Here is a 12,461-nt window from a genome sequence, read left to right as displayed (position 1 = left end):
GTCTGGCGGGGTACGGTGGCCAGGTTCCGGGAGATCGTTTCGATGATCCGTGGGGAGCTCGACCCACCCTTCCGGTTCGCGCTCGCCGCCGTACTGACGGTCATGATGGTCGGTACGGTTGTGTTGTGGTTGACCTACGCCAGCCACAATAAGTCCGCACCCGCCGAGTTCGGCCCGCTGGACGCGCTCTACCTCACGGTCGCGACGATGGCCACGGTCGGCTACGGCGACTTCAACTTCGGCGCCGCCGACGAGTGGCTGCAGGTGTTCGGCATCGGACTGATGCTGCTTGGCGCCCTGTCGATCGCCGTCGTCTATGCGTTTATTACCAACATCATCATCAGCCGTCGGTTGGAGCGGGTGATGAGACGCGGGCGGGCCGGAGCGGTGCGTGGCCACGTCATCCTATGCGGGCTCGGCTCGGTGGGGGTCGCCACGATGAACGGCCTGGTGCGCGCGGGCCGGCATGTGGTGGTGATCGAGCGTGACGAGAACAACCGGTACCTGCCCGTCGCCCGTGAACGTGGGGTGCCCGTGATCATCGGGGACGCCACCGTCCGCTCGACGCTGCTGGAGGCCGGCCTCGCCCATGCCGCCACGATCGCCGTGCTCACCAGCGACGACGTCGCGAACCTGGAGGCCGTGCTGTCGGCCCGGGAGGCGCACGAGGAGTTGCGGGGGGCGCGGGCGGCCCGCAGCGCCGCCCGGCGGGGCGGCGGGCGGTCCCGCGGCCGGATGCGGGAGTTCGACCCGGACACGCACTATCCCGACCTGCGGGTGGTGCTGCGGATCTTCGACACCACGATGGCCGACGAGGTCGAGCGGCGCTTCGGCATCCATACGGCACGCAGCGCGTCCGCCCTGGCCACGCCGTATTTCGTCGGCGCGGCGCTCGGTTACGACGTCATCAGTACTTTCTACGTGCAGCGCACGCCGTTCCTGGTGGCCAGGATGACCATCCACGCCGGCGGCGGGCTGCTCGGCCCGACCCTGCGGGAGCTGTCCACCGGTACCCGGGTGCTCGCCGTGATCACCGCGGCTGCGAACGCGGACACCGGCGGCGGCGTGGACCGGGACGGCGGCGTGGACCGGGACGGCGGCGTGGACCGGGACGGCCAGGGGGCGCCCGGTGGCGGGCCGGACTACCGGCCGGGACGCCACACCCGGCTCCGGCCCGGGGACGAGCTGTTCGTGGTGGGACCGGTGAACCGGATCGTCGACATGGTGCGGCGCAACCAGCAGGTTGACATCCCCGCGCGGCACCGCCCCGCCGACGGGACCGCCGGCGGTCCCGGTGCCGGCGGCGAGGTCACCGCGGCGGGAACTGCGTAACACCCTCACCGTGGCGTTGCGCTACCTGGACGAGTGGCCGCGCGGCGCACAGCCATGCCCGGATCACAAAACCATGTGAATATTTACCGCCTATTTGGATAAAAGGGAAGGATGGGACGTCTACCTGGAGGCGATGAACCGCCTCACGATCGACAGTCCGCAGCCGTCCGTCACGCCCGAGCTGTTCAGTCGGATCATCAACGACCTGGACCTGGACCTGGACCTGGACCGGCTCGGGCTAGAGCCGCTTCGTTTCCCTATAACCCGGAACTTTCGGTAATTTGGGACGCGGTTTGCGAACCAGCCTTCGGGTGGCCGTCGTCTGCGGTATGAATGCCTTAGCCCCACAGTCGCCCGGGGGCGAGCCCGGGTCTCTGCTCGTTACCTGTATGTCCCCAACATGCACAGGACGGAGAGCTGAAGCGGATGGTCTCGGCGCTGGTCGTGATCTCTCTCGTATTGACTGGACTGGTGGCGGGCACGTTGACGGTCGGCCTGGTCGCCGTACGGCCCGCGATGCATTCACTACCGCCTACCCCCTACGTAATGGTCAAGCAGGCGTTCGACATCAGCTACCCGCGGATGATGAAACTGCTGCAGATTGCAAACCTGATCGTTACGATCGCCCTGGCCGTCGCGGCTGGCGTCACCGGTGCGACGGCCTGCGCGGTGCTGGCCGGTATTGCGGCGGCCTGCGTCCTCACCAACATCCTGGTCACCGTGCGTGGCGACCTTCCGATCAACAATGCCATGGCCACCTGGCGGCCGGAGTCTCCGCCGGCCGACTGGCGGGAGCAGCGGGCACGCTGGGACTTCTTCAACAGCATCCGCACGACCGCCGCGGTGAGCGCGCTGGTTCTGCTGGCCCTGGCCGCGACCACCCAGTATTAATGCGGCTTCGCCGCCCAAGCCTTCCAGTGGAAGCTCACAGGCTTTGAACTTCGGCGAATTCGGCGAGGTTAAGGTCATCTCTTATCGTCCAGTACACGTCCGGTACAGGAGTATCGATCTCCGTAAGAGGCGGGGAACGTGGGGGGGCGGCAGCTCTTCCGGTCAGCGCATTGGTTGCTGCATTGGTTGCTTGATGACCAGGGAGAAGTGTCGTTTACTGGTCGGGGGGACCAGTCCTTGGCGAAGGTCTCCATCTGGGCGAGGACGAGGTCGATCGCCGCCTTCGGGCAGCTCCAGCGGGATGTGCGCCGGTTCAGAGCAGCGCGTGCTCGGCGGTCGCCAGGAGCCGGGCCGCGACCTCGTCGACCGGCAGCCTGCGACCGGTGTAGAGCAGGTCGAACGCGTCAAAGCTGGTGAGCAGCCAGAGGACGTCGACCGCGGCGGCCACCGGCACGCGCAGGAGGCCGTGGGCGGCCAGGCGTTCGGCGAGATGTTCCATCCCGCCGAGACGGTCCTGCTCGGCCCGTCGCAGCGCGCCGTCGAGCGCCTGTTCCATCGAGCGCAGGGCCCACAGGGCGTCGCGCTGCCCGGCGTACACCCGCACGCTTGCGGTGATCCCGCCGCGCAGGTGGACGAGTGGGTCCGGATCCTGCACGGCCCGCACCAGGTCCGCGAAACCGCCCCGATCGAGCACGTCCTGGGTGAGGGCGTCGAACAGCCCTGCCCGGGAGCCGAACATCAGGTAGACCGTCGACCGGGCCACGCCCGCCTGCCGCGCGACCGCCTCTACGCTCGCGAGCCGGGGCAGCTGTTCGTACATCGCGTCGAGGATCCGGCGGCGGGTCTGGTCCGCACCAGCCGTGCGCAGCCGCTGCTCGTAGCGACGGGGAGACATGACTGCACCCTACGTTCGATGGACTGGCCGTCCGATGGAAGACAGCATGCCCAGTGAAAGACAGGCTGTCTCGAAACGAAGACAAGCCGTCTGTCAACCGTGGTGAACCGGACGGTCGGGGCCGCCCGGTGGGAAGCGAGAATCACGGTGCGGAGCGGCTGCTTCGAACAAGTTCGAACAAGAGGGATGGCGACAGTGAGCGGAACCGCGACGAGCACTCCGTCGCCGGCGTCAACGGGCGCGCCGGTGGCACCCAGCGGGGAGCAGGTCGAGATCGTCTACGGAGACGCGCGAGCCACGGTCGTCGAGGTCGGCGGCGGGCTGCGGACCTTCGAGGTGGGGGGTGTGGCCGTGCTCGACGGGTACGGCGTGACCGCGATGGCGGCCCGCGGCCGGGGACAGCTCCTACTGCCGTGGCCGAACCGGATCGACGGCGGCCGTTACACCTTCGCCGGGACCGTCCAGCAACTGCCGGTGAACGAGGTGGCCACCGGCAACGCCATCCACGGCCTGACGCGCTGGTCCGCGTGGGATCTCGACCGGTCCGGCCCGTCGGCGGTCCGGGCCTCCTTTGTGCTGCGCGCCCAGTCCGGCTACCCGTTTACGGTCGCCTTCACCGCCGACTACCGGCTCGGACCGGACGGTCTCAGGGTCACGATGAGTGCGACGAACCTGTCGAGCGGGCCGGCGCCGGTCGGGATGGGGGCGCATCCCTATCTCTTCGTCGCCGGTCGGGACGGGGCTCCGACTCGCGCGGACGACGTGCTGCTGACCGTGCCGGCGCGCAGCCGACTGGTCACGAATGATCGACTCATCCCCATCGGAGCCACCGATGTGACGGACGGTCCGTTCGACTTCCGGCACGCCCACGCGGTCGGGGACGTCGTCCTCGATACCTGCTTCACCGATCTGGACCGCGACGCGGACGGCCGGGCTCGGGTCCGGCTCGGTGCGCCGGACGGTGGGAGCATCGTCGTGTGGGCCGATGAGGCCTGGCCGTACCTCCAGGTGTTCACCGGTGACACCCTCGGGCCGGACGAACGCCGGCGCAGTGTCGCCGTGGAGCCGATGACGTGTCCCGCGAACGGGTTCAACAGCGGTGACGGGCTGCGGGTGCTGCCACCTGGCGGAACCTTCGGCGGCTCGTGGGGGGTCGTGCCGGCGGCCTGATCACGTACGTCAGCGCTCGTCGTGCCGGGTGCTCGTCACCGTGCGGTTCCCGTCACCGTGCGGTTCCCGTCACCGTGTGCCCGTGCTGCTCCGGCCGAGGACGATGTCGATCCACTCGGCCACGTGGCGTGCTATGACCGCGGGTTCCTTCATCCAGTCGAAGTGACCGAGGTGGGTGGATCCACTCGTGCGGTCCAGATGGACGCGACGGACCTCCGAGCCCGTCAACCGGGTGGTGAAATGGTCGACCGCCCGGCGCGGCGCGAGATGGTCGGCGTCCAGGGAGATGGCCAGTACCGGCAGGGTCACCGCGCCGAGAAGACCGAGGAGGTCGGGCTCCGACCTGGCCAGCCGGTAACAGTCGGTGCGGGCACTTCTGGCCCAGTCCAGCATCAGCGCCCTGGGCTGCCGCCCGCCGAAGCCGAACCGGTGCCCGGGCCAGTAGCCCAGCAGCTGCGACACCCCCGCGACGAACGTGGAACCGCCTAGGACCCAGGCCGAACGGAGGGGCCTGAAGACGCGCCAGTACGAGGTGCCCGCGCCGATGACGGCCAGGCCGCTCAGCCCGCCGTTGTCGGGGGCCTCCCGCGCGGCACGCAGGAGCGAGAGTTGTCCGCCGAGACTGTGACCCACGACGAACAGCGGCGCCCCGGGGAATCGTTCCCGCGTCGCCGCCGTGATCGTCGGCAGGTCGTCCTCGACACCCTCCTGGTAGCCGCCCCGGCTGCCGGCCGAGCGCCGGAGCGCCGCGGCTCCGTGGCGATGCCAGCGCAGATCGGTTGTTACGACCGAGTACCCCAGCGACCGCAGTGCCTCGGCGAAGGGGGTGTAGTACTTCGTCCGAACCCCCATCGCCGGAAGCAGGAGAATCACCGGCGCGGACTCGTCGGCCTGCGGAAGAACACGCAGGCCGAACCGTGTCCCGGCAGCGGTGGAGACCTCGAGTTCCGTCTCGGTTCCCGCCGCGGGCCCGGTCTCGCCGGCGGCCGCCGACGGGGTAGGAACAAGAGCATCTGCGGACACGTGCCGCTCCTTCCATCCGGATCGCCGATCGTCTGATCGGTATTTCCGGCAGCGGGTCCGATAAAGGTTGGTGAGTGCGGCCGGAAAGCCGGGCACGATGGTGAGCGTAGTAACGTCCGTGGACTTCCTCCAGTGAACTCGCGGAGGACGCCCGGGCCGGGACACCCTCGCCCGGGTGTCCCGGCCCGGGCGAGGGAGAGCCGCGGTTACGGGCTTTACCTGCGGGCAGGGCCCTCCTGTTGCCGGAGGCGCCTTGCCCGCAGGTGTTTTGCCTGCAGGTGTTTTGCCGGGAGGTGTCTTGTCAGGAGGCGTCGAACCAGGCGCGGTAGTCGAACTCCGCCTTGGCGACGAGGGTGCCGGCGTCGTCGTAGAGCAGCGAGCCCCCGCGGATCTCGAAGTGTTCTTCGGCGGTCCGTTCCGCTGCCGGGTGCGCGACCTCGAGGTCCACTGAACCGTGGGCCCGGATCCGGCCTACCGCCGGCCGCAGGTACATGATCCGGCAGTCGCGCAGCACGAAGCTGCGGAGGCTGAAGATCCTCGGTGCCAGGGCGCCCGAGAACGCTGCGGCTCCGGAGACCTCGGCGGCGAGGAACTGCGCCGCCGCATGCACGGTACCCATGTGGTTCTGGAGGTCGGGTCGGTTGGGGAGCTCCGCCACGCCACCGTCCCGGCGCAGCTCGACGACCCGCACCCCGGTCAGGTTACAGAACGGCACCATCGTATCGATGACGGAACGGAGTTGTTCGAGATTTGGTGGCGCGTCACCGTTCGCCTGAAAGTGCGCCTCGCGAACCATCTCCAGTGGGGATCGTATCTCCGACTGAGCAGACATGTTACTGAGCATCCGCTGGACAGGTTTCTTCAGGATGAATTCGAGGCGACTTTACGAACCCTTTGCCATTGGTGATTCCTATCGTGCGATTACATCACCTTGTGATGTCTTGCAGGTATATAGGGGGTCTAGGAGGATGCCTAGGAGGATAATGACAACACATCCGCCGGGGACCTGTCGTGTCAGTGTAACGATCGGTTGACCGGCATACTTCAGGGAGTCTCCGACCATGTACGACGTGATTGTCGTGGGAGCGCGCTGCGCCGGCTCACCTGTGGCGATGTTGCTTGCCCGGCGCGGTCACCGGGTGCTGCTCGTCGACCGCGTGTCCTTTCCCAGCGACACGATCTCCACCCACTATCTTCAGCAGGCCGCACTGCTCCGTCTGCGGGAGTGGGGGCTGCTCGACGCACTCACGGCGACCAACTGCCGGCCGATCACCGACATGACGGTGTCCCACCTCGGTGTGGTCATCCGCGGGTTCGCTGACCCGATCGATGGGCTGGCGTTCTCGATGGCGCCGCGCCGCATCGTGCTGGACAAGATCCTGCTCGATGGCGCGGTCGCGGCGGGTGTCGAGGTCCGGGAGGGCTTCTCGGTCCGCGATCTGATCCGCCACGACGACGGCACGGTCGCGGGGATCGTGGGCCGGGACGCCACGGGAGCCGTCGTCGAGGAGCGGGCCACTCTCGTCGTGGGCGCCGACGGCCGCAACTCCGTCGTGGGTGACCTGGTGGGAGCCGACTTCTACAAGGTCGTGCCGGCGGCCAGCTTCATCTACTATTCCTATTTCAGTGGGCTGGACTGGCAGTTCCACAGCCGGTTCGGTGACCGTGAGCAGTGCGCCGGCTGGCCCACCCATGACGGGCTCACTCTCGTCACCGCGATGCGCAACCTCGAGGATTTCGAGGAGTTCCGCGCCGACATCGACGGGAGCCTGCGCCGGACCTTCCGCAGCGTCGCGCCCGAGCTCGCCGAGGATCTCGACAGCCATGGCGTCGTCCAGGAGGACCGTTACTACGGAATCCGTTACCCGGACAACTACTACCGCACGTCCTATGGCCCGGGTTGGGCGCTGACCGGGGACGCTGGTTACCACAAGGACCCGGTGACCGGTCTGGGCATCACCGACGCCTTCCGCTGCGCGGATCTGCTGACCGAGCACGTGGACCAGGCGCTGCGTGGCGACCGGCCCATGGGCGAGGCCCTCGCCGAGTATCAGCGGTTGCGCGACGAGGAGTCGGCCGGTGCGTTCAATTTCACCACGACGCTGGGCGAGCTGGACTTCCCGCCACACCTCGTGGCGCTGTGGCGAGCCCTACCGAACAATGAGACGGCGCGCGCGCAGTTCTTCGGAATGATCGCGGGTGTCGTGCCGTCGTCGGTCTTTCTCGCGCCGAAGAACGTCGAGTCCATCATGTTGGCCGCGGCGGCCGTGTAATGGACAGTCGACCGATCATCGGCGGTCCGACGCCGTCGCCGATGCTCACCGTGGTCGGCGACAGCTTCGCCGAGGGCCGCGGTGACCCCGCGCCCGACGGCGCCTGGATCGGCTGGGCGCCCAGAATGGCCGCGGCTCTGGGTATCCCGCGCAGTCGCGTTCTCAACCTGGGGCGGAACGGCGCGACGACGCAGGATGTCATCGACACGCAGCTCGACGTCGCCGCCTCCGCCCCGGCGGCCCTCGTCGGGATCGCCGCGGGCAGCAACGACCTGCTCGCGGACTACTCACAGGCCAGGTTCGAACAAAACTTCACTCACCTAGTCGCAACTCTCGCGGTCCCGGGAACCACCGCGTTCACCTTCACCTTCCCGGACCTCACCACCAGGCTCTCGGCGCCGCCGGCGATCCTGGACGTGCTCCGCGCCAGGATCGAGCAGGCGAACGACCATGTCCGCTCGACCGCGGCGAATCACGGAATTCTCCTCGTCGATTTCGATCACGTCGACCGCGCCCACGATTCCCAACTGTGGAATCCCGGGGACTACCATCCCAACGCGGCCGGATACGAATTTGTCGCCGGTCTTCTCGCGGAGTTGGTGCGCGAAGTCCTGTCGCGTCCGGCTCCCCGGATACCGGTGCCGGTCCCATCCTGACCCTGTTCGGTTGACCGGTCCCTCGACGTATTCCGACCCGACGTCGAGTCGGATCGGGAGTGAAGTATCTCACGACGCACCGCCGCGGCGATTGCCCCGGCCGATCGAATGTTCGGCAGGTTGTTCTTGCGGAACAACGGGACGTCGATGACACTGGTTTCAAGATGCCCGCGCGGATCGGATACGAGTAAACTGTCGCCAGGCCTCGCGGTTCGCCGTCGCGGCCATGAAGAACTGCGGCAGTGCTTCGGAACGGTGTTGTTCCGGAACAGCGTTGTTCCGGAACAACCCGCCGGCCGTCGGGCTCTCCAGCGGACCGGCCGATCCGCCCCGGCGAGCCGGTTCCCGTCGCGAGCTGATTGAGTCCGTGGAACCACCGAGCCAGTGAAACCACCGAGCCAGTGGAACCCCAGCGTCGCCCGACATCTCACACCTGAATACCTCCGCCGGATACATCACGCCCGACATATCAGGGCACCACGCCCGACATATCAGGGTCCCGCCGCACGCGGTGGTGACCTGCCGGCCAGTGAAGGGAAGAAGCACGTGGACGAGTCCGACCGCCCTGACGACCGACGACTCGCGAACAACCCGATCGCGATTGTCGGGCTCGCCGGACTGTTCCCGATGGCGCGCGACGCGCGGGAGTACTGGAGCAACGTCATCGACGCCGTCGACTGCGTCACCGAGGTGCCGTCGACGCACTGGCGCTCGGAGGATTACTACAATCCGGATGCGACGGTGCCCGACCACACCTACGCGCGCCGGGGCGGCTTCCTCCCGGAGGTCCCGTTCAGCCCGGTGGAGTTCGGCTTTCCGCCCAACCTGCTGGACGTGACCGCGGTCGTGCAGCTGCTCAGCCTGATCGTCGCGCGGGACGTGCTCGCCGACGCGGGCGCACCGGGGTCGGCGTGGTACGACTCCGAGCGCACCGGGGTCATCCTGGGCATGGCTGGCCCCACCACGATGGCCCACCCGCTGGCGGCCCGGCTGGAGACGCCGGTCCTGCGCGAGGTCGTGCGCGCCGCGGGACTCGACGAGGCCGAAACCGCCGCGGTCTCGGAGGCCTTCTCGCTCGCGTTCCCGCCGTGGGAGGAGAACTCGTTCCCCGGACTGCTCGGCAACGTCGTCTCCGGCCGGATCACCAACCGGCTCGACCTCGGAGGCACGAACTACACGGTCGACTCCGCGTGCGCGAGCGGGCTCACGGCCGTCCGCGGGGCCATCGCCGAACTCATCGACCACCGTGCCGATCTCATGATCACTGGTGGTTGTGACACCGAGAACTCGATCTTCAGTTACATGTGCTTCTCGAAGACGCAGGCGCTGTCCAAGTCCGACCGCATCCAGCCGTTCGACGCCGGCGCCGACGGCACCCTGGTCGGCGAGGGCATCGGGATGCTGGCGCTCAAGCGGCTGGCCGACGCCGAGCGCGACGGGGACCGGGTCTACGCGGTCATCCGGGGTCTCGGGTCGTCCAGCGACGGTCGGTTCAAGAGCGTCTACGCGCCGCGCGCGGAGGGCCAGGTCCGCGCGCTGCGCCGGGCCTACGCGGACGCCGGGGTGAGCCCGGCGTCCGTCGAGCTGTTCGAGGCGCATGCCACCGGTACCGCCGTCGGCGACGCCACCGAGCTGTCCGCGCTCGGGGCCGTCCTGGCCGAGGCCGGGGCACGCCCGGGCCGGGCGGCGATCGGCAGTGTGAAGTCGCAGATCGGGCACACCAAGGGCGCGGCCGGCGCGGCCAGCCTGATCAAGCTGTCGCTGTCGCTGTACAACCGGGTGCTGCCGCCTACGATCAACGTCCGCGAACCGAACCCGGCACTCGCCCAGGAGGGCTCGCCCTTCTACCTCAGCACCCGTACCCGGCCCTGGGTGCTCGACCCCGACGTGGGGCGGCGCCGGGCGGCCGCCTCCGCCATGGGCTTCGGTGGTACCAACTTCCACGTCGTCCTGGAGGAGACCCCCGACACGGCACGACCGGACGCCGACAAGCGTGCCGCCCGGGCGACGCACCGTGCCGTCCGCGCCCACCTGTGGCATGCCGCGACGCCCGCGGAGCTCCTCGAGTTGGTGCGCGGGCAGGCCGAACCGAACGGTGACACGGGCATCCCGGGCAGCGCCGCGCGGGTCGGGTTCGTCGCCCGCACCGGCGCGGAGGCGGACCGCCTGCGCACGATCGCGATCGAGCAGCTCGCGGCGCGAGCCGACGCCGCCGAATGGTCGCATCCCGCCGGGGTGCACTACCGCCGGCAGGCGGCCGGGCAGCCCCGCGTCGGCGTCGTCTTCGCCGGCCAGGGCAGCCAGTACGTCGACATGGGGCTCACCGCCGCCGTCGAGATTCCGCCGGTGCGGGAGGCCTTCGACGCGGCGAACGCCACCTTCGCCGGGGCCGAGCTCACGCTCGCCCGCGCGGTGTTCCCACCGCCGAGCTTCGATCCAGGCGACCGTGCCGACCACGAGATGAACCTGACGCGCACCGAGTACGCGCAGCCCGCGATCGGTGCGCTCTCCGTCGGCCAGTTCCGGTTCCTGCGGGAGCTGGGACTGCGCCCGGTGGGCCTGCTCGGCCACAGCTTCGGGGAGCTGGCCGCCCTGTGGGCCGCCGGTTCCCTCGCCGACGCCGACTTCTTCCGGCTCGCCCGGCGTCGCGGCCAGGCCATGGCCCCGCCGGACGAACCCGGCTTCGACCCCGGCACCATGGCCGCCGTCCGCGCCGACCGCGATGCGGTCGCCGAGTTGCTGACCGCGCACCCGGACGTGGTCGTGTGTAACCACAACGCCCCCGACCAGGTCGTCGTTGGTGGTCCGACGCCCGCCGTCGAGGAGTTCGTCACCGCCGCCACCGCGAGCGGGCTCGACGCCCGGCGCATCTCCGTGGCCGCGGCGTTCCACACCTCGCTCGTCGGGCACGCGGTGGACGACTTCGCCGCCGCCGTGGACGTCACCGAAATCGGATCGCCGGCCGTGCCGGTGCACGCCAACACCGCCGGCGCCCGGTACGGCGACGACCCCGCCGAGAACCGCCGGGTCCTTACCCGGCAGCTGGGCAACCCCGTCGAGTTCGTCGCCGGGCTGCAGGCCCTGCGCGCGGACGGCGCGACGGTGGTCGTCGAGATCGGGCCGAGCCAGGTGCTGACCGGCCTGGTCCGGCGCACCCTCGGTGACGAGGTCGTGGCAATCCCCACCGACGCCGGTCGCGACGGCGACGGTGCGGTGGCTCTGATGACCGCGGCCGTGCGCCTCGCGGTGCTCGGCGTCGAGCTCAGCGGGCTCAACCGCTATACGGCCCCGCTGCCGCAGCAGGTGAAGCCGGCCGGGATGACGGTTGCGCTGACCGGGGCGGACCACGTCTCGGAGCCTCGCCGTCGCGCCTACGCCGACGCGCTGGTCACGCTCGCGGCCGCCGCGGCCGTCCGGCCGCGGAAGTCGGCCGCCGCGGCACTCGAAGACGCCCCGGCCGCGCCCGGCCGGGCCGCCGGCGGCGGGCTCGACCCGGCGCGAGCGACGCCGACCGCCGCCACCGAGCGGCGCATCCTCGAAGCGGAACCGGCGCCCACCCGGGCGGTACCCGTCCCGACGGCCATCGCCCCGGTAGCGCCCGCTCCGGTAGCGGCAGCCACCCTGGCGGCCCCGGCCCCGAGCGCCGGTGAGGTCGCCGGTATCAGCGAGGTCGCCCGCGACCATCTGGCCCTGCACTCCCAGTTCCTCGACACCCAGCTCCGGGTCGCCGAGGGCCTCGTGCAGGTCCTTCGCGCGGCCCCCGCGGGCAATGGGGCGGGCCAGGAGATCCGGGCCGCTGCCGACGCCGTGACCCGGCAGAGCCTGGCCGTGGGTGAGGCCCATATCCGGGTCAACGAGATCCTGGCGTCCCTGACCGACCTGGAGTACGGCAACGGCGGCGCGCTCACCACCGGTACGGAACCGACGGACCTGTACGGACGGGGAACGACGGGCGATCTGCGCACGCCGGGAATCCCGGCGCCCGGGCTGCCGGCCGTCCCGCTCTCGATCCCCGGCGCCGGGAATAGCAACGGGCGTCCGGCGGGTGCGATCGCGGCTGCCCCGCCGGTGCCTCCGGTGACCGTCCCATCCATCCCCTCCGTGCCATCCGTGCCTCCGGTGACCGTTCCGTCCGCGGCCCCGGCGACCGTGGGGTCGCAGCCGGCCACCGCTGGGATTGCCCCGCCGGCGACGGCCGAGCCGCCGGCGGGGACGGCGGGC

The 12,461-nt window shown here is 69.8% G+C and carries 10 protein-coding genes; 7 read left to right on the top strand and 3 right to left on the bottom strand.

The genetic code is table 11. The annotated features are described in order from the left end of the window. The 3 genes from AC08OV_RS19985 to AC08OV_RS19975 form a co-directional block, all read left to right on the top strand. Positions 1-1,332: potassium channel family protein (locus tag AC08OV_RS19985; RefSeq protein ID WP_476620098.1), on the top strand; the 1,332-nt coding region annotated here is incomplete at its 5' end. A gap of 133 nt (positions 1,333-1,465) precedes the next feature. Beyond that, a complete protein-coding gene (locus AC08OV_RS19980) occupies positions 1,466-1,612 on the top strand; it encodes a hypothetical protein (RefSeq protein ID WP_476614496.1) in 147 nt (48 codons plus the stop codon). A gap of 146 nt (positions 1,613-1,758) precedes the next feature. Continuing rightward, positions 1,759-2,223 (top strand): anthrone oxygenase family protein, encoded by a 465-nt coding sequence (locus AC08OV_RS19975; protein WP_476614495.1) that lies wholly within the window; start codon positions 1,759-1,761, stop codon positions 2,221-2,223. Positions 2,224-2,536: 313 nt separating this feature from the next. Here the strand turns inward: AC08OV_RS19975 and AC08OV_RS19970 are convergent, their stop codons facing one another. Beyond that, the gene (locus tag AC08OV_RS19970; protein ID WP_476614494.1) at positions 2,537-3,118 is read right to left on the bottom strand and encodes a TetR/AcrR family transcriptional regulator; all 582 of its coding nucleotides are present in this window, start codon (positions 3,116-3,118) and stop codon (positions 2,537-2,539) included. Between the two features lie 195 nt (positions 3,119-3,313). Here AC08OV_RS19970 and AC08OV_RS19965 point away from each other — a divergent pair, with 195 nt between their 5' ends. Continuing rightward, entirely contained in the window at positions 3,314-4,288 is a 975-nt protein-coding gene (locus tag AC08OV_RS19965; RefSeq protein WP_476614493.1) for an aldose 1-epimerase family protein, read from the top strand. Positions 4,289-4,357: 69 nt separating this feature from the next. Here AC08OV_RS19965 and AC08OV_RS19960 read toward each other — a convergent pair whose 3' ends face one another. Both AC08OV_RS19960 and AC08OV_RS19955 read right to left on the bottom strand, forming a co-directional pair. Further along, on the bottom strand, positions 4,358-5,311 hold the full coding sequence (locus AC08OV_RS19960; RefSeq protein WP_476614492.1) for an alpha/beta hydrolase family protein: 954 nt from the start codon (positions 5,309-5,311) through the stop codon (positions 4,358-4,360). 301 nt (positions 5,312-5,612) lie between these two features. Further along, positions 5,613-6,107, bottom strand: a complete 495-nt coding sequence (locus AC08OV_RS19955) for a PaaI family thioesterase (RefSeq protein ID WP_476602125.1) — start codon at positions 6,105-6,107, stop codon at positions 5,613-5,615. A 265-nt stretch (positions 6,108-6,372) separates the two neighbouring features. On the opposite strand from AC08OV_RS19955, the gene AC08OV_RS19950 reads away from it, so the two are divergent. From AC08OV_RS19950 to AC08OV_RS19940, 3 genes are all read left to right on the top strand, one after another. After that, positions 6,373-7,584, top strand: a complete 1,212-nt coding sequence (locus tag AC08OV_RS19950; RefSeq protein ID WP_476605622.1) for an NAD(P)/FAD-dependent oxidoreductase — start codon at positions 6,373-6,375, stop codon at positions 7,582-7,584. Continuing rightward, positions 7,584-8,240, top strand: coding sequence for an SGNH/GDSL hydrolase family protein (locus tag AC08OV_RS19945; protein ID WP_476614491.1), 657 nt, complete (start codon positions 7,584-7,586; stop codon positions 8,238-8,240). Before AC08OV_RS19950 ends, AC08OV_RS19945 begins: the two co-directional genes overlap by 1 nt. A gap of 546 nt (positions 8,241-8,786) precedes the next feature. Further along, on the top strand, positions 8,787-12,461 hold a 3,675-nt coding region (locus tag AC08OV_RS19940), incomplete at its 3' end, for a beta-ketoacyl synthase N-terminal-like domain-containing protein (protein WP_476620097.1).

The organism is Frankia sp. CeTa3Moorea (assembly GCF_978021225.1).
The sequence above is the reverse complement of the archived record's forward strand: the minus strand, read 5'-3'. Positions and strand labels throughout refer to the sequence as shown.

Coding starts and splice junctions, on each gene's coding strand:
- AC08OV_RS19980 (WP_476614496.1), top strand. CDS start 1,466: ATGAACCGCCTCACGATCGACAGTCCGCAGCCGTCCGTCACGCCCGAG.
- AC08OV_RS19975 (WP_476614495.1), top strand. CDS start 1,759: ATGGTCTCGGCGCTGGTCGTGATCTCTCTCGTATTGACTGGACTGGTG.
- AC08OV_RS19970 (WP_476614494.1), bottom strand. CDS start 3,118: ATGTCTCCCCGTCGCTACGAGCAGCGGCTGCGCACGGCTGGTGCGGAC.
- AC08OV_RS19955 (WP_476602125.1), bottom strand. CDS start 6,107: ATGGTTCGCGAGGCGCACTTTCAGGCGAACGGTGACGCGCCACCAAAT.
- AC08OV_RS19950 (WP_476605622.1), top strand. CDS start 6,373: ATGTACGACGTGATTGTCGTGGGAGCGCGCTGCGCCGGCTCACCTGTG.
- AC08OV_RS19945 (WP_476614491.1), top strand. CDS start 7,584: ATGGACAGTCGACCGATCATCGGCGGTCCGACGCCGTCGCCGATGCTC.